Raw genomic sequence first — 18,140 nt, 5'->3', positions numbered from 1 at the left:
AAAGCCGACCTATGCCGGCTCTCCTTTTTAACGTGTACTAACTGTTAAAGCTAAGCTCTTTAGCAGAGCGCTTTAGCAAGGTTAGTATTACTTGCGTAAATGCTTAACAGCTTTATCAAGTACACCGTTTACAAATTTATGGCTGTCTTCAGCGCCAAATATTTTAGCAAGCTCAATGCCTTCATTGATTGCTACTTTGTATGGCACATCTTCACGGAATTTAAGCTCATACGCGCTTAAACGTAAAATTGCACGCTCTACCATATCTAAATCATCAAATGGACGTGTTAAATGCGGAGATACAGCTTCATCTAGTTGCTTATAATTAACGGCAACGCCACGCGCTAAATCTTTAAAGTATTCAACATCAATTTTAGTCACGTCGTTTTCGATCAACATTTGTTGTTCGATATCGGCAATTAAATTGCCACTTAATTGCCAAGAATAAACGGCTTGAAGTGCTAAGATACGTGCTTTACGTCTTGCTGCTGGTTTCACAAAAATTCCTTAAACTTAAATTTTATCTAACACATTAACCATTTCAAGCGCGCCTAATGCCGCTTCGCCGCCTTTGTTACCCATTTTGGTACCAGCGCGTTCAATTGCTTGTTCAATGCTTTCTGTGGTTAATACGCCAAATGCAACCGGGATATCATACTCAAGCGATACATTTGCAAGGCCTTTGTTAGATTCGCCAGCAACGAGGTCAAAGTGTGGTGTACCACCTCTGATCACTACGCCTAATGCGATGATTGCATCATACTCTTTTTTTGCCGCAATGCGTTTTGCCGCTAAAGGTAACTCTACTGCACCGGGTACATACACAACGGTAATGTCATCATCGGCTACGCCACCAGTACGCTTTAGCTCATCAACAGCACCTTCTAGTAGGCTGCTACCAATAAAATCGTTAAAACGAGAAATAACAATAGCGAATTTTTTGCCTGGAGCGTACTTATTACCTTCAATAATTTTCATTTGATAACCCTAAAAATATGTTCAAGCGGTTGCGATTGCGCAAAAATTGCTGCGCATCATACCATAAAAATAAAAAAATAGACTAGTTAAAAGCTGAGCCCTTATTGTGGCTCAACGTAATCAACCACTTCTAAATGAAAGCCCGAAAGTGCATGGTACTTTTTAGGGCGACTCATTAAGCGCATTTGCTTAATACCTAAATCAGCTAGTATTTGCGAGCCCACACCAACAGTACGTGATGTGCCTTTAAATTTACGCGGCGTAACATTCTCGCCAGCATCGGCAGCAGCAAACGCTTTTACTGTGGCCTCTAGCTCTTCGGTGCTTTCTTGTTTACCTAAAATAACCAGTGCACCGTTATTTTCTGCAATGTAAGCCATTGCATCAGAAAGCCCCCAACTACGGTCCGCACTTCTGTCTGAAAGTAAAATGTCGTTAAAGGTGCTTTGTAAGTGCACGCGCACAAGCGTTGGCTCTTGCTCTTTAATTTCGCCTTTTAGCAATACGTAGTGCAGTTGGCCGTCAATCGTATCTTTGTAGGTTACTAAATCAAACTCACCGTGCTCAGTGGGTAATTTACACTTAGCCACTTGCTCTATGGTGGTTTCGTTAAGGTTTCGGTACTCAATTAAATCTGCAATTGTGCCAATTTTAATACCGTGCTCTTTAGCAAATACTTCTAAATCGGGGCGGCGCGCCATAGTGCCATCGGCATTGAGGATTTCTACAATAACTGATGAAGCTTCAAGGCCGGCTAAACGTGCTAAATCACACCCAGCTTCGGTGTGGCCTGCGCGCGTTAACACGCCACCTGGTTGTGCCATAATAGGAAAAATATGCCCAGGTTGTACAATATCGCTTGGTACAGCACCCTTTGCAATTGCCGCTTGAACTGTACGCGCTCTATCGGCTGCTGATATACCCGTTGTTACACCTTTGGCAGCTTCAATCGACATAGTAAAGTTAGTAGAAAACGCTGCGCCATTGTTTTTAACCATTAACGGTAAATCAAGCTGCTCACATCGCTCTTGCGTCATAGTTAAACAAATTAAGCCACGGCCATGAGTGGCCATAAAGTTAATTGCTTCGGCGCTAATGTGCTCTGCTGCAATGATTAAATCACCTTCGTTTTCTCTGTCTTCGTCATCCATTAAAATAACCATTTTACCGGCTTTAATGTCGTCGATGATTTCTTGTGCGCTGTGTAAATTCATAAATTTGCTCGTGTAAGTTATCAGTGTCGTTATTTAACAAAACCAGCTTTAGCTAGTAAGCTCATTGAAATATCTGAGCCAGTCGGCTGCTCAGCCCCTTTAATAAGGCGCTCTAAATAACGTGCAATTTGGTCGACTTCTAAATTAACGCGTGTGCCCACTTTAAAATCAGCAATGGTGGTTTGCTCGCTTGTGTGCGGCACTATGGTTAATTTAAATTTATTACCTTGTACAGCGTTTACTGTCAGGCTTATACCATCTATACATACAGACCCTTTGTAAGGAATGTACTTCATTAAGTTTTCATCGGTGCTTAGCCAATATTCTGTAGCGCGCGCATTACTAGTGATGGCTGTAATGGTTGCAATGCCATCAACATGACCTGACACTAAATGCCCGCCTAAACGTGAAATCGGCTGCATGGCTTTTTCAAGGTTAACTGTTTGGCCAATATTATAATTTGCAAACCCAGTTAAGCTGATAGTTTCGTTTGATAAGTCGGCACTAAAGCCATCAATGTGCTTATCAACTACCGTTAAACATACGCCATTAGTGGCAATGCTATCGCCAAGCTTTACATCGCTCATATCAAGATTAGCGCTTTGAATGCGAATGGCTAAATCGCCTTGTTTTTTTTGTAATAGCGCAATTTTGCCTGTGGCTTCAATTATTCCAGTAAACATAGCCCTACTCTTTTAATTAAGTGATTGGAATGTGTTTTGTGGCGGTTATACGTAAATCATCGCCTATTTTCACACACTCTTTAAACGTCAAATTAACGGTGTTTTGCATATCTGTCAGCGGTGCAAAATTAACTAAGCTTTTTGCATCGCACCCCATTAGTTTAGGCGCTAGATAAAATATATATTCGTCTATTAAATTAAGCTCTGTCATTTTACCGGCAAGTGTAGCACCCGCTTCTAAATAAACATGATTAAATTGCAGCTTAGCAAGGTGCGCTAAAACAGACGTTAAATTAACTTTGTTATTTTGCTGTGGCACTTCTATATGCCTTACAAAATGCGGCCACTGCGTTGATTTATCAACCTTGGTAGTAAAAATTATTATTTCACTTTCAATATTAAATACTGCCAGCTCTGGTGTAAGCCTATTTTGTGAGTCAATTATAACACGCACCGGTTGGCGTAGGGGTAATTCAGTAGGCAAAGCCTGTGGCAACTCGCTTAACCTCACATTTAGCTTAGCATCATCGGTAATAACCGTATCCGCGCCCGTTAAAATAGCGCAGCTTTGTGCTCGGTGTAATTGTACATCTTGTCGCGCAGCGCTGCCGGTGATCCACTTACTTTGGCCATTTTTTAGCGCGGTTTTACCATCAATGCTGGCCGCCATTTTACACGTAACATACGGAAGCCCCTGCTCCATACGCTTAAAAAAACCTAAATTAAGTGCGCGCGCTTGCTGCTCTAAAAGCCCAAATGCAACCTCAATACCGGCATCGCTGAGTATTTTAAGCCCTTTACCTGCTACTTGTGGGTTGGTGTCGACCATAGCTGCAATAACTTTTACTACACCTGCGGCTTTTAAACCCTCTGCGCACGGGGGAGTGCGTCCGTAATGGCTACACGGTTCAAGCGTAACATACGCAGTCGCGCCTTTTGCATTTTCACCTGCTACAGCAAGAGCATTAACCTCAGCATGTCCCTGCCCAGCTAATTGATGAAACCCTTCACCAATTATGTGGTTATCTTTAACTAAAACACACCCTACATTAGGATTGGGGGTGGTTGTAAATCGCCCTTTTTTTGCAAGCTCGATGGCACGTGCCATGTACATTTCATCTTGCGCGGTAAAGGTTGTTTGGTTTTGCATTATTACTCCCCTAAACGGGCAATTTCTTCACCAAATTCGCGTATATCTTCAAACGAGCGATACACAGAGGCAAACCGCACATAGGCTACTTTATCCAGCTTTTTAAGCGCCTCCATTATGCACTCACCCACGAGGTGACTTGATATTTCTCGCTCGCCGGTAGCACGCAACTGCGATTTAATAATATTAACCACTTCATCCACTTGCTCTGTACTTACAGGGCGTTTTTCTAGGGCGCGATTAAGGCCATTGAGTAGCTTATCTTCATTAAAGGGTTCTCGGCTGCCATCTTGTTTAATCACACGTGGCATAACTAACTCGGCGCCTTCAAAGGTAGTAAATCGCTCGTGACACTCGTTACATTCACGACGACGGCGAACTTGGTGGCCTCCGCCGACTAGGCGAGAATCAATAACTTTAGTATCTTTTGCGGTACAAAATGGGCAATGCATAACTCGGTACTTCCGTTTTAAAACAAAAAAGGCCGCTATTTAGCGGCCTTTTATCTTAGCAAAAAAATAGGGCCTGTTGGCCTTTTAGGGTTAAATTTGTTCTATCTAGGGGTGATTTGATCGCAGCGCGAGGTTTATAACCTAGTGGGCTAAGTAAAAACCGAGCAACAAAGAGTAAATCGCCCCTAGGACGAACCCGAGGGCAGTGCATGTTTGGCATTTATGCTGCGTTATCGCCTATTTGTGTGGAGTAACCACACTACATAGACTCTGCCTTGCCTAAAAACCAAACATACTACTGCAAATTAAACCTCGAAAGGTAAACAGGCCCCTTGTTGTGATCTAAATTACTGCTGCTTATGCAATTAAGCGTATACAGGTAGTTTCGCACAAATTGCTTTAACTTTTTCTTTAACTTGCGCTTGTACTGACTCATCGTTGATGTTGTCTAATACGTCACAAATCCAGCCAGCAAGTTCTTTCGATTCAGCTTCTTTAAAGCCACGACGTGTAATTGCAGGTGAACCAATACGTAAACCAGAAGTAACAAACGGTGAGCGAGGATCGTTTGGTACAGAGTTTTTGTTCACAGTAATGTTTGCATTGCCAAGCGCTGCGTCGGCATCTTTACCTGTGATATCTTTATCGATTAAATCAAGTAAGAATAAGTGGTTTTCTGTTTTATCAGATACGATTTTGTAACCGCGCTCTTGCATAACAGCAACCATAGCTTGAGCATTTTTAACTACTTGCGCTTGGTATGTTTTAAATTCTGGTTGTAGAGCTTCTTTAAATGCCACTGCTTTTGCAGCAATAATGTGACATAAAGGACCACCCTGGCCACCTGGGAACACAGCGCTGTTAAGCTTTTTGTAAATTGCTTCGTCGCCACAAGCAGAAATAATTAAACCACCACGAGGGCCTGCTAATGTTTTGTGTGTTGTTGTTGTTACAACATGTGCGTGAGGTACAGGGCTTGGGTAAACACCCGCTGCAATTAAACCTGCAACGTGAGCCATATCAACAAATAAGTAAGCACCTACTTTATCAGCAATCTCACGGAATTTAGCCCAATCAACAATACCTGAGTACGCAGAAAAACCACCAATAATCATTTTTGGTTTGTGCTCAAGTGCTAGCGCTTCTACCTGTGCGTAGTCAATTTCGCCAGTTGCTTCGTCTAGCCCGTACTGGATTGCATTGTATAGCTTACCTGAGAAGCTTACGTGTGAACCGTGCGTTAAGTGACCACCATGAGCTAAGCTCATACCAAGTACAGTGTCGCCCGCTTCTAATAATGCTAAGAAAACAGCTGCATTTGCTTGAGAACCCGCATGTGGCTGAACGTTTGCATAGTCAGAACCAAATAGCTCGTTAGCACGATCAATTGCAAGTTGTTCAACAACGTCTACGTGCTCACAACCGCCATAGTAACGTTTGCCCGGGTAACCTTCTGCGTATTTGTTTGTAAGCTGTGAGCCCTGTGCTTCTAGTACGCGTGGGCTACAGTAGTTTTCTGATGCGATTAATTCAATGTGCTCTTCTTGGCGAGCAGTTTCTTTGTTTATCGCGTCAAATAACTCTGGATCAAAATCCGAAATATTCATGCTACGTTCTAACATTGGGGTCTCCTAGGGCAACGTGTATGGTGTTTTTTAGAGGCTTTATTGTACGCTTTAAACGACTCTTTGCCTACGCTCTTAAGTTGAGGATATTTAAACAGGGATTGAATCTATTTCACAGCGTTTTTAAGATGATATTTTTTTATAAATGCATTAAAAATTTAAATGATTTTTATTTTTTACATTTAATTAGTTAATGATAAATACTTTATTTAGCGCGTTCAAAATACAAAAAAAGCGGCCAAAGCCGCTTTTTTAACGCTAAGTTAGTTAGCCTAACTTAGCGAGTATTTCAGTGCGTAACGCTTCATAATCAGGGTTAATGTCGCTTGCTAAACAAGGTTTAGCAAGTGCGTCGCTAAGTGGTTTTGGCATATCAAGTTCAATATTTAGAATCTCTTCTACGCTATCTTTAAACTTAGCAGGGTGAGCAGTTGCTAAAAAGATACCTGCTGCGCCGGGTGCTTTATTCTCTACAAGACCTTGGTATGCAATGGCGGTATGCGGCTCTGCAACATAACCAGTTTGTTGAATATTTTTCATCACTGCTTGCGTATTTTCTTCGCTCACGCTGGTTGAGTAAAAATTATCGTAGCTAAACCAGTTATTATCTAACATTGTTTGCACACGTGGCCAGTTATTTGGCTTGCTTACATCCATCGCATTTGAAAGCGACTCAAGTGTGGCATTTGGCGCCCAATTTTTATCAAGCATGTAACGTGGCACGGTGTCGTTTTGATTTGTAGTCGCGCTTAGTTTACCCAACGGCAAACCAATTACAGCACCAATCATGGCGGCACATACATTACCAAAGTTACCACTAGGGACTGAAATATGCGCTGTAGCACGCTTTTCTTTTGGTAGCTGAGCAATGGCTTCAAAGTAATAACATACTTGTGCCACTAGACGGCTAATGTTAATTGAGTTAGCTGAATTAAGGCCAAGTGTAGATTTAACTTCGTCATCTAAAAACGACTTTTTAACCAGCTCTTGGCAATCATCAAAACTGCCATCAACCGCGTAACAATGAATGTTGTTCCCAAGCGTAGTAAATAGCTTTTGCTGAGCAAGCGAAATTTTGCCTTTAGGGTATAGAATAACCACATCTATGTTTGGCTTGTTGTAAAATGCATGCGCTACAGCAGCGCCAGTATCGCCAGAGGTTGCAGTTAGAATCGTGACTTTTTCGCCTTGATTAAACTGTGCTAAACACTCAGCCATAAAGCGCCCGCCAAAGTCTTTAAACGCAAGCGTAGGGCCATGAAAAAGCTCTAAACAATAGTTATTGTCTTCAACCTCTACCAATTTTACGGGGAAGTTAAATGCATTTTTAACCATTTGAGCAACGGTATCAGCGGGTAATTCATCACCAATAAGGTGCGATAAAATTTTGCTACTGCGGGTAACAAAGTCCATATCTAATAACGCATCTACATCGGCGAGTGGCGCTAAGCTTTCAGGGAAAAATACCCCCTGATTGCGCCCAAGCCCTGTTTTTACCGCTTCAACAAACGACACTTTTTGAGAATTTTCTTTTAAATTATGTAATTGCATAAATGCCTATCCTATAAAACTGTTAATTGACGCGTGCCGTCGTTATCTAATTTACAAATGTGGCAAAAGCCCTGCTCATTTATATAGTTTTGCGCTAACCACTGCGCACATTTTTCGGCAGCTTCTAATGTTTTACACACTGTAAATAACGTAGGGCCTGCACCTGAAATACTGACAATTTCTGCACCAAGCGCTGGCAAATTTGCTTTCGCTTCGCTAAACCCTGTGATTAACGGTGCTCGGTACGGCTCTGCTATATCGTCTTGCATAATGCTCAGTGCATCATCAAAACGCTGCGTTAATAACAAACTGCTAAATGCCGATAAACGCTGTGCAAACTCAACCCCTGCATGCATGCTTAGCTCTTTAGGTAATACCGAGCGTGCCTTTGCGGTATTAAGCGAAAACCCAGGAAACGCTGCTACGTAGTACCAGTTTTCATCAACTGGTAGAGCAATTGACTTATCAGGAATTAAATCGCCTGTAAGCTGTAAGCCCCCTAAATAACACGGGGTGATGTTGTCATAATGACGTCCGCCACTGACTATCGCTTCAAAATCAGCCATTAATTCAATCAGCTCAACTTGGCTTAAATTGGTTTGAGCAAACTTATCAAGCGCAGCAAAGGTTGCTACCACCGAGCACGCACTCGAACCTAGCCCTGAGCCAATTGGTAAGTTCTTTTTAAGCTCTAATTTTACACTTGGCATATCTGGCGCAACGTGCGCTCTAAAATGCACTAAACATTGATATGCTAGGTTTTCGCTCGCATCGCTTGGTAACTTATGGGCATATTCGCCAGAGCAAACAAACTCATCACTTGCTGCGGCGCTTACTACAGCTACATCACCTAATAAGCTGCCATCAATAGGCGCAAGCGCTGCGCCAAGTGCATCAAAGCCCACTGCAAAATTACCTATAGACGCCGGAGCATATACTTCTATCATAATGCTCTCCTAGCGCGATAAGGTTTTTAATACGTCGGCAAATACGCCTGCAGCGGTTACTGCAGAGCCTGCACCGTAACCACGAATTACAAATGGGCGTGGTTGATAATACTGGCTTAAAATAGCTAACGCGTTTTCACCATCACGAATAACATTTAATGCATGCGATGAGTCTACCGCTTCAATACCTACTTTACAGTGACCTTCTTTAATTGTACCTACATAACGAAGTACCTTGCCCTCTGCTGCCGCACTTTGAATACGGTCGTTAAACTCAGCGTCTAAACTTGGCAGTTTAGCCATAAATTCATCTACGCTGTCGCCTTGAGCAAAACCTTGAGGCAATACTGACTCGACTTCTATATCACTAAGCTCTAAATTCATGCCGGCTTCGCGAGCAATAATAAGTAATTTACGTGCCACATCGGTGCCCGATAAATCATCGCGTGGGTCTGGCTCTGTAAAACCGCTTTCTTTTGCTTTAATGGTTGCCTCAGAAAGTGATAAACCATCTTCTAGTGCACCAAACATATACGACAGTGAGCCTGATAAAATACCGCTAAACTCAAGTAACTCATCACCTGCACCAAATAACGACTGTAGGTTATCGATTACCGGTAAGCCTGCACCTACGTTTGTTTCGTATAAAAACTTGCGGTTATTTTTTTGTGTTGCTGCAATTAAGTCTTGGTAATAATCATACGAGCTGGTTGTTGCTTTTTTATTAGCGGCAACCACATGGAAGCCCGCATTTAAAAAATCAACATACTGAGCTGCTAGCGCATCAGAAGACGTACAATCTACAAGCACGGGGTTTACTAAGTGATTTTGTTTTACAAACTGCTCAACTAAATTTAAATCAAACGCTTGCTCTGATGCTGCAAGCTTTTGCTGCCAGTCATCAAATGCAATACCTTCGCTGTCTAAATGCAATTGACGAGAATTAGCAACGCCATATAGGTTTAACTTAATATTACGTTTTTCAAGCCACGCTTGCTGGCGCTCTAACTGAGAAATAAGCTCTTGGCCTACTAAGCCACAGCCAAGTAAAAATACGTCAATTGAAGGGACGTGGGTAAAAAAGTTTTCATGGCATATTTTCACTGCATCGTTACACAGCTCACCATCAATAACCGCCGAAATAGCACTTTCTGTAGAATCCTGCGCAATGGCTACAATGTTTACTTGGGCCTGTGCAAGAGAAGCAAAAAACTGTGCTGCTAAACCTTTGTGTGCACGCATGTTATCGCCCACTAAAGTAACAATGGCAAGATTACGTTGTACTTGCACCGGCTCAATTAAGCCTGCTTGTAATTCAAGTTCAAATGCACTTTGCAGGGCTTCTAGCGCGAGCGCTAAATCGCTTTCGTGCACACAAAAGCTAATGCTAAATTCACACGATGATTGAGTAATTAATACTATCGATACGTTATCGTGCGCAAGGGCATTAAATACCTTAGAGGCCATGCCCACTTTACCTTTCATGCCAGGGCCTGACACGGTAAGCATTGCTAAGTCTTGCAAGCTAGAAAGCGCTTTTACTGGCTCATCAGATGAATAGTCGTTACCAATTAATGACCCCTGAGCATCTGGGTTATGGGTATTTTTAATTTCGCACGGTACGCCCGCTTTCGCGCACGGTAAAATGGTTTTAGGGTGAAGTACTTTAGCGCCAAAGTAAGAAAGCTCCATCGCTTCTTTATAAGATAAGAAATCAACTTTAGTTGCTTTTTTGATGTAGCGCGGATCAGCACTGTACACACCATCAACATCAGTCCAAATTTGGCAAATTTCAGCATCTAAACACGCCGCCGCAATAGCTGCTGAGTAATCAGAGCCATTACGACCAAGTGTAGTAAGTTCGCCTTGTTCGTTGCTTGCTGTAAAGCCTGGCATAATGTAAATGGTGGCTGGGTTTTCTTTAAGTACTGCTTGAAAGCGTGCTTTGCTCGTTACTAAGTCGGCCTCAGCATCAATGTAGCCACCAGTAGAGGCAACACAACGCGTTGCTTCAAGGTATTGTGCATTGTGCGAGCTTAATAAACTTTGCATTAGCGATACACTAACACGCTCACCAAAACTAATTACAAAAGCACGAATTTGATCTGGGCAGCACTTAATAAGCGCCACACCATCTAGCTTATTTTTAAGCTCATTAAAATCTGGCCAGTTTGTTACTTCGCCACTGCTTTTTTCTACTTCTGCTTTTAATGTCTCGCATCGGCTTAGCAAAGCTTGCCATTGCTGAGAAAAATCTTGACCTTGCTCAGCGGCACTTGCCAGCGCAACTAATGAATCAGTCATACCTCCGGGTGCAGAAAGTACCAGTAACATTTCATCTTTTAACTGTGCTTTTACCAGCAAAGCTACTTGTTGCAAACAGGCAAAGTCGGCAAGCGAAGAGCCTCCAAATTTTAAAACGCGCATTATTTATGTTCCTCATCCCATAAAACGAAAAAAGGCCTGTGTTCTTAGTGAACACAGGCCTTTAAATTTGTTGCACCGACCTATGCCACTATCCAGTAAGAATGGTGGTTGTAATAATAATGGTCAGTGCGCGATTAATTGTTTTCATAGAGCTAAGACTGCCTTAACAAAGGCTATGCTGTCAACCCCAAATTAAAAGATAAAACAGCCTTTTTGAACATGAAAAAACCTAATGAATGCCAAATTTATGCAAAACTTCACTTAAAGCCGATTTATTAATAGGTTTATTTATAAAATCGATAGCGCCTAGCTGCGCGACTTTTTGCTTCATTTGTTGTTGTATATCAGCGGAGATCACTAGTACAAAACACTCTATTTTTTCTGCCTTGATGCGCTCCAGCACTTGTACGCCGTCAACTTCTGGCATGGTTAAGTCTAAACACAAAAGATCAAATTGCTGCAAGCGTAAAAGCGCCAGCGCATCGGCCCCGTTTGCGGCTTGTTGAATGTCGGCACTCACGCACTCATTCAAACAACGCACAACTTGTTTGCGTGCAACAGTGGAGTCATCACACACTAATATAGAAAATTTCATCATGTTAACTACTAAAATAACCTTCTAAAAATTATAAAAACGAGCCGTCCGTTGGTTTTTGCTATTCTAACACGTTCCTAAAACTCTAACACTTTGCTTGTTCGCATAATGTAATACTGTAACCTTACAATAAAACGTTAAATATTATTAATAATTGCTCTAGCTGCCTATTAAAAATCATCGTTTTTATAATCTCAGTAGGCATTAAAATTAATTTAAATCAGTTTAGTGCACTATTATTAAAACAAAACGACTCAATAGCTGGGCTATCTCTTTAAAATATAAATTTTTTATTTATTTTTAAGGTTTTATTGACTAACTTTTAAGTTAGAAATTGCAACTTAGATATAATTACACCGGATGAGTAAATCCCATATGTTACAAAAAAGCCTTTCTAAGAAATTGTTAACTAATGTTTTATCAGTGTATTTTTTGCTTACCTTTGTGGTGACATGTGGACAGGTGCTTGCAGAATTTGTAAATACTAAAGACTACATTCGTGATGAGCTAAGTACGCTGCAAAAAACCTTTAGCCGAAGCTTAACACGCGCAATTTGGGAACTAAACACAAAGCAAACAATTACAACCGCAGAAGGCTTACTTGCTATACCTATGGTGGAGGGCATTATAGTGCGCGACGACAGCGGTGAAATTATTTCGCAGCTGGGGCGCTCTTTGGATATACACAAACTTTATAACCAACAACTCGTACAAGAGGAAGTCATTATAGAGGACACCAAATCGGGTCTCTTTGGCTATACCTTCCCCCTAATTTTTGAATTTTCGGGGCGCGCTACTCAAGTAGGTGATGTGACCTTGTTCTCTAGCCGCGATGTGGTATTTAGCCGAATAATGGTATCTATTTACTTTTTAATTGGTAACGCCATGATCAAAACCACCTTTTTGATCATTCTGTTTTTAATGGCATTTAGAAAGCTGCTCACCGACCCTTTAAACGAGTTAACCGATCAAATAGAAAACTTAGAGCTTGATGACTTAGAAGGTCAACACATAGACATTGAGACCGAAGAGCATAACGAGCTAAACGTTATGGAGCAGTCTTTTAATAACTTAATAGATAAAGTAGTTCAATACAGAAAAGAGCTTGAGCATACCCAACGTGAGTTGATTGTTAGTAACGAAAAGCTCGACCAGCACAATATACAGCTTGAACAAGATGTTGCCCGTAAAACGTCAAACTTAAGCCAAGCTATGATGGATTTACAACAGCAAAAGTACGAACTAGAAAAACAAAAGCTGGTACTAACCGAAGAAGTTGATTTACGCAGACATACCGAAGAAGAATTATTAACTAAACAAAAAGAGCTTGAACGCTATCTAGACGAGCTAAGCCTTGCTCAAGAGCGCTTAGTAGGCACTGAAAAAATGGCTGCACTAGGCGGATTAGTCGCCGGTATTACACACGACATAAATACACCTATAGGGATTGGTGTAACCGCTATATCGTTTTTACAAGAGCGTTTAAACACGTTAGAAAATGCCTACAAAGAAAAAACATTATCGCCCAAAGCATTAGAAGAGTTTATAAACGAAGCTAAGCAAAGCACAAGCTTGCTTACAACCAACCTTGATAGAGCCTCTGAGCTTATTGCCAGCTTTAAACAAATAGCGGTAGACCAAGCCAGTGAAGCTGTAAGAACAATTAACTTTAAAGATTATTTAAACGAAGTAATTTTATCGCTCCACCCTAAACTAAAAAAAACCAAGCACACCATAAATTTACAGTGTCCGGATGATTTAGTTCTTAACCTGCCTGCAGGGGCAATTAGCCAAATTTTTACCAACTTGATTATGAACTCAATTATTCATGGTTTTGATAATATTGCGCAGGGCAATATTGATATAAATATTAGCGCCGATGACACACTCCTTATTATTGACTACACCGATAACGGCAATGGCGTAACAAAAGAGCAATTAGCCAAATTGTTTGACCCATTTTTTACTACAAAACGCGACCAAGGCGGCAGTGGGTTAGGCACACACATAACCTTTAACTTAGTTAAGCAAACACTTAGCGGCTCAATAGAGGCAAGCAGTGAGCCTGGCAAAGGGCTTCATTACCATATTGAATTTCCTAAAAACATGCCAAAGCCATTATTTAATCAATAACGGCTTTGCTTAAAATCAGCCATTTCGAGAACCCCATTTTATTGCTATGATTGAGCAAATTTAAAAGATGGAAAAGTTACCTTATGTGGTTTAGTAACCTGATTTGTTATCGCTTTAAGCAAGATGTTTCGTACACTCAAGAAGAGTTTGAAAAAGCGTTAGAACAAGATGTATTTCGCCCTTGTGGCTCTCAAGACCTTTCTACATTTGGTTGGACAAAAGCATTTGGTAAGCATGGTGACTCGCTGGCGCATTTTTCACAAAAAAGCATTTTAGTGTGTGCCAAACGTGAAGAAAAAGTGCTGCCTGCATCTGTTGTTAATGAAATGGTTGCCGAAAAAGTAGATCAAATAGAAGCGGAAGAAAACCGCCCTGTTAAAAAGAAAGAAAAAGACGAGTTAAAAGAAAACATTTTAACTACCTTATTACCTCAAGCGTTTAAAAAATCGAGCCTACAGTTTGCTTTTATTGACCAAGAAAACGGCTGGGTTGTAGTAAACAGCGGCAGTTTTAATAAAGCAGAAGAGCTACTTGCATTGCTGCGTAAGTCTCTGGGCACATTACCGGTAGTACCTGCTTTTGCAAACTACGACCTAGATGTATTTTTAACTGATTGGTTAACTAACTTCAGCACCCCTGAAAACTTTGCTATAGGTTTTGATGCTGAGCTAGAAGAAGCCGACGACAGTGGCGCACAGGTTAAACTAAAAGGTCATGATTTATCGTGTGATGAAGTTAAATCGCACCTAGAAAATGGTAAACGCGTGACCAAACTTGCACTTGATTGGCAAGAACGCCTGAAGTTTATGCTGCAAAACGATGGCTCTATCAAGCGTTTAAGCTACTCAGAAACTTTAAAAGAAGAAAACGCCGATATTCCTAAAGAAGATATGGCGGTTAAATTAGATGCTGACTTTATTTTAGCCTCAGAAGAAATCAAGCTACTGCTTGAAGAGCTGACGGCCGGTTTAGGTGATGCAGAAGATTTATAAAACGCTAAAATTATAAGCGCTATTAAAACCAAAAAAGCACGACTTAGTCGTGCTTTTTGCTTTTACCTTTATAACTGCTAATTAGCTAAATGTGTCTTTTACATTTTCAAGCATGTCGTTGTATTCGTCACTTGAAAATAGCTGCATAGAAGGAATAACGCCTTTATCTATGTAAGTTTGTAAAGCCGCTGATTTATCAGAAACCTGTAAAGTCCCCTCTAAAATAGCGCCAATACGAATAAAATCAACATAACCAATCTCTTCAGGGCGATACGTAGGGTCTGCCCAATGTCTAGCAACATTTACAAATTCAGGTGGAAACTCCCACGCTCCCATAATTGAGCCACCAATTTTACCACTGAGCTTTTGAATTGCATGCGCTAAAAAGCTTGGGTTAGCAAACACCTCTGGGTGGCGCTCAGCTTCGGTTAAAATAGGCAATACACCAATGTTATATACCAACGACGCCAGCGTAATAGCGTCACTATTTAACGATGTACGTTTATTATTTTGTAAATAAAACGCCATAAGCGTTATTGAATGCCCCGCCACATTTAGCGTTTTTTGCCACGCTTTACTCATGTAGCCTTTTATTAGCTCATTATTAGAAACAAACAGCTGCTCCATTGCCATTGCAGTTGCTATATTTTTAATTTGGCGTAAACCAATGCGAGTAACCGCTTGCTGTAAGTTAGACACTTTAACCACTCGGCCCATAATTGCACTGTTAGCCACTTTAATCATGCGCGCTGAAAGAGCCGGGTCTTGCCCAATCACATCTGACATTTGCATTAGGTTTACATCAGGGTTATCGGCCGCTTGGCGCACTTTAATTGCAACTTCAGGTAACGTAGGTAAAACCAAAGTGTCGTTATTGATTCTATCAACCAAAATCGTTAATAGTGCATTTTCTGTAGACATAGAACTGTCATCCTTTTGTTTCTGGGCCGCAATGCAACTGCTAACCTCGGATAAAATGAGTAATACAATGAGTATTATCTAACTTACCGATAAAGTTAAGAAAATTATATAAATTAATTGTTATTATCGCCTGTAGGCGCGGTACAACGCCAAACACTTGCTATTTACCATTTAGTTTTGCTTTAATGCAGTCACTATAAGGAAACGTTTGTACGCGCTAGCAATTATATTTAAGCGTACAAATAATTAAACTTACTTTTTTAACAGGCAATCAAATGATCTTAAACAAAATTAGCCAAGCAATTTTACTCTCAGGCGTCGTTTTTCTTAGTGCATGCTCAGAGCAAGCCCCCTCTTCGACCGAAGCCACAGGTGTAGAACTTGCTCAAAAAAGTGCCGCGCAAGCTGGCCCAGATTTAATTAATATTGATAAACAACGCTTAGATATTTACACCGACTTTAGCCTAGAAGCCGACCTATCTCATTTAAGTGAGAATCAAAAAGCCATGGTTGCTAAGCTTATCGATGCCTCTAAAATTATGGACGAGCTATTTTGGAAGCAGGCTTTTGGCGATAATAAAGACGCTTTTTTAGCAAAGCTAAGTGATGAAAAAGTACGTAAATTTGCTGATATTAACTACGGTCCTTGGGATCGTTTAAATGGTGACGAACCGTTTTTATCAGGTTACAAAGAAAAAGCCCTTGGCGCACAATTCTACCCAGCCGACATAACAAAAGAAGAGCTAAATAACGCCGACGTAGAAGATAAAAAAGGCCTTTATTCATTAATTAAACGTGATGAGCAAGGTAACCTTTACAGCGTGCCTTACTCAAAAGAATACGCTGAGGAGTTAGCTAAAGCAGCAGATTTATTACGTGAAGCCAGTAAGCTTGCCGATGATAAAGAATTTGCCAATTACTTAAACCTACGTGCTGATGCACTACAAAAAGATGATTTTCAGGGTTCTGACTTTGCCTGGATGGACATGAAAAATAACCCCGTTGATGTGGTTATTGGCCCAATTGAAACTTACGAAGATCAACTCTTTGGCTACCGCTCTGCTTATGAGTCGTATGTACTAATTAAAGATTTAAAATGGAGCGAGCGCCTAGCTAAGTTTGCGGCCTTTTTACCAGAGCTTCAAAAAGGTTTACCGGTAGATGCTAAATATAAGCAAGAAGTGCCAGGCTCAGACGCCGATTTAAATGCTTACGATGTGGTTTACTATGCAGGTCACTCAAATGCGGGCAGCAAAACGATTGCCATTAACTTACCAAACGATGAGCAAGTACAGCTTGAAAAAGGCACTCGTCGCCTGCAGCTTAAAAACGCAATGCGTGCAAAATTTGATAAAATTTTAGTGCCAATTGCTGAGCAGTTAATTGTACCTGAGCAACGTAAGCATATTACCTTTAACGCCTTTTTTGCCAATACCATGTTTCACGAAGTGGCTCATGGCCTAGGTATTAAAAACACCATTACAAATAAAGGCACTGTGCGCCAATCATTACAAGAGCACGCAAGTGCACTTGAAGAAGGTAAAGCCGATATTTTAGGTTTATACATGGTTGAGCAGTTACTTAAAAAAGGCGAAATTACCGAAGGCACATTAGAAGATTACTACACCACCTTTATGGCGGGTATTTTCCGCTCAGTACGTTTTGGTGCATCAAGCGCACATGGTAAAGCCAACATGATCCGCTTTAACTTTTTTGCACAAGAAGGCGCTTTTTCTAAAAATGAAGAGGGCTTATACCGTGTAAATATGGAAAAAATGGGCGTGGCTATGGCTAAGCTGTCGCGCTTAATTTTAACATTACAAGGTGACGGCGATTACGAAAAAGTAGATCAACTAATTGCCACTCATGGCGATATTAAAGAAGAGCTTGCTAAAGACTTAGAAAAACTAAGCCAAGCAAATATTCCGGTTGATGTAACCTTTAAACAAGGCAAAGACGTGTTAGGCCTTAACTAACCCAACACGTAATACTTTGTAATAGTTTAATAAAGCGCTGTAGTTTATAACTGCAGCGCTTTTTTTAGCGCTATTATTTGCTCATCTGTGTATGGTTTTGCAGGAAACTTACCCCACACCGGTGCAGGCCACGCAGCATCAGTTGTAAAACGTGCAATATGATGAATATGTAATTGCGGCACCATATTACCCAAAGCGGCCACGTTTAATTTATCAGGGCTAAACACTTGCATAATAAGCTTGCTGAGTTTGGCCGACTCTTTTAAATATACAATTTGATCGGCATCAGATAAATCGATGATCTCTTTTAAATTAGGTTTTCTAGGTACCAATACAAACCAAGGGTATTGGCTGTCGTTAAGTAATAGCACCTTACATAAAGGCCAATCTGCCAGTTCTATACAATCGCGCTTAAGCTCTGGGGCGAGTTCAAAAGTGTGGTTCGTCATCGTCACATCCTAGTTAGTCTTTAATAATGGCCACTTTATAGCATTTA

Annotated in this window: 16 protein-coding genes; 3 read left to right on the top strand and 13 right to left on the bottom strand. The window is 41.0% G+C overall.

The annotated features are described in order from the left end of the window. Positions 1-87: 87 nt before the first annotated feature. The 11 genes from nusB to CWB60_RS19290 form a co-directional block, all read right to left on the bottom strand. A complete protein-coding gene (gene nusB / locus CWB60_RS19340) occupies positions 88-498 on the bottom strand; it encodes a transcription antitermination factor NusB (RefSeq protein WP_004586866.1) in 411 nt (136 codons plus the stop codon). A 15-nt stretch (positions 499-513) separates the two neighbouring features. Further along, positions 514-978 carry a 6,7-dimethyl-8-ribityllumazine synthase gene (ribH, locus tag CWB60_RS19335; RefSeq protein ID WP_004586865.1) on the bottom strand — a complete coding sequence of 155 codons (465 nt, stop codon included), beginning with the start codon at positions 976-978 and terminating at the stop codon, positions 514-516. A 101-nt stretch (positions 979-1,079) separates the two neighbouring features. Further along, positions 1,080-2,192 (bottom strand): bifunctional 3,4-dihydroxy-2-butanone-4-phosphate synthase/GTP cyclohydrolase II, encoded by a 1,113-nt coding sequence (gene ribBA, locus CWB60_RS19330; protein ID WP_055254705.1) that lies wholly within the window; start codon positions 2,190-2,192, stop codon positions 1,080-1,082. Positions 2,193-2,221: 29 nt separating this feature from the next. After that, positions 2,222-2,875: a riboflavin synthase gene (locus tag CWB60_RS19325; protein WP_138579427.1), complete on the bottom strand. Its 654-nt coding sequence runs from the start codon at positions 2,873-2,875 to the stop codon at positions 2,222-2,224. Between the two features lie 16 nt (positions 2,876-2,891). Next, positions 2,892-4,025 carry a bifunctional diaminohydroxyphosphoribosylaminopyrimidine deaminase/5-amino-6-(5-phosphoribosylamino)uracil reductase RibD gene (gene ribD, locus CWB60_RS19320; protein ID WP_055254706.1) on the bottom strand — a complete coding sequence of 378 codons (1,134 nt, stop codon included), beginning with the start codon at positions 4,023-4,025 and terminating at the stop codon, positions 2,892-2,894. A 2-nt stretch (positions 4,026-4,027) separates the two neighbouring features. Then, positions 4,028-4,477: a transcriptional regulator NrdR gene (gene nrdR, locus CWB60_RS19315; protein ID WP_004586861.1), complete on the bottom strand. Its 450-nt coding sequence runs from the start codon at positions 4,475-4,477 to the stop codon at positions 4,028-4,030. 365 nt (positions 4,478-4,842) lie between these two features. Beyond that, positions 4,843-6,099 carry a serine hydroxymethyltransferase gene (gene glyA, locus CWB60_RS19310; protein WP_024031685.1) on the bottom strand — a complete coding sequence of 419 codons (1,257 nt, stop codon included), beginning with the start codon at positions 6,097-6,099 and terminating at the stop codon, positions 4,843-4,845. Positions 6,100-6,369: 270 nt separating this feature from the next. Next, the gene (gene thrC / locus CWB60_RS19305; RefSeq protein WP_138577579.1) at positions 6,370-7,653 is read right to left on the bottom strand and encodes a threonine synthase; all 1,284 of its coding nucleotides are present in this window, start codon (positions 7,651-7,653) and stop codon (positions 6,370-6,372) included. 11 nt (positions 7,654-7,664) lie between these two features. Next, the gene (thrB, locus tag CWB60_RS19300; RefSeq protein ID WP_029773773.1) at positions 7,665-8,600 is read right to left on the bottom strand and encodes a homoserine kinase; all 936 of its coding nucleotides are present in this window, start codon (positions 8,598-8,600) and stop codon (positions 7,665-7,667) included. A 9-nt stretch (positions 8,601-8,609) separates the two neighbouring features. Further along, entirely contained in the window at positions 8,610-11,027 is a 2,418-nt protein-coding gene (gene thrA / locus CWB60_RS19295) for a bifunctional aspartate kinase/homoserine dehydrogenase I (RefSeq protein WP_138577581.1), read from the bottom strand. A gap of 229 nt (positions 11,028-11,256) precedes the next feature. Further along, a complete protein-coding gene (locus CWB60_RS19290) occupies positions 11,257-11,625 on the bottom strand; it encodes a response regulator (RefSeq protein ID WP_024031682.1) in 369 nt (122 codons plus the stop codon). Between the two features lie 372 nt (positions 11,626-11,997). On the opposite strand from CWB60_RS19290, the gene CWB60_RS19285 reads away from it, so the two are divergent. Together CWB60_RS19285 and rdgC are read left to right on the top strand one after the other, a co-directional pair. Continuing rightward, positions 11,998-13,755: a sensor histidine kinase gene (locus CWB60_RS19285; protein WP_004586855.1), complete on the top strand. Its 1,758-nt coding sequence runs from the start codon at positions 11,998-12,000 to the stop codon at positions 13,753-13,755. An 83-nt stretch (positions 13,756-13,838) separates the two neighbouring features. After that, positions 13,839-14,747, top strand: coding sequence for a recombination-associated protein RdgC (gene rdgC, locus CWB60_RS19280; protein WP_004586854.1), 909 nt, complete (start codon positions 13,839-13,841; stop codon positions 14,745-14,747). Between the two features lie 81 nt (positions 14,748-14,828). Here rdgC and CWB60_RS19275 read toward each other — a convergent pair whose 3' ends face one another. Then, a complete protein-coding gene (locus tag CWB60_RS19275) occupies positions 14,829-15,668 on the bottom strand; it encodes an HDOD domain-containing protein (RefSeq protein WP_138577583.1) in 840 nt (279 codons plus the stop codon). Between the two features lie 275 nt (positions 15,669-15,943). On the opposite strand from CWB60_RS19275, the gene CWB60_RS19270 reads away from it, so the two are divergent. Then, complete coding sequence (locus CWB60_RS19270; protein WP_055254716.1) at positions 15,944-17,644, top strand: DUF8614 domain-containing protein; 1,701 nt, start codon at positions 15,944-15,946, stop codon at positions 17,642-17,644. A gap of 44 nt (positions 17,645-17,688) precedes the next feature. Here CWB60_RS19270 and CWB60_RS19265 read toward each other — a convergent pair whose 3' ends face one another. Further along, on the bottom strand, positions 17,689-18,093 hold the full coding sequence (locus CWB60_RS19265; RefSeq protein WP_004586851.1) for an HIT domain-containing protein: 405 nt from the start codon (positions 18,091-18,093) through the stop codon (positions 17,689-17,691). Positions 18,094-18,140: the final 47 nt, after the last annotated feature.

The sequence above is a fragment of the Pseudoalteromonas sp. S327 genome (assembly GCF_005886415.1).
GTDB lineage: Bacteria > Pseudomonadota > Gammaproteobacteria > Enterobacterales > Alteromonadaceae > Pseudoalteromonas > Pseudoalteromonas atlantica.
Note: the sequence above shows the minus strand (reverse complement) of the source record. Positions and strands in the feature narration are given on the sequence as shown.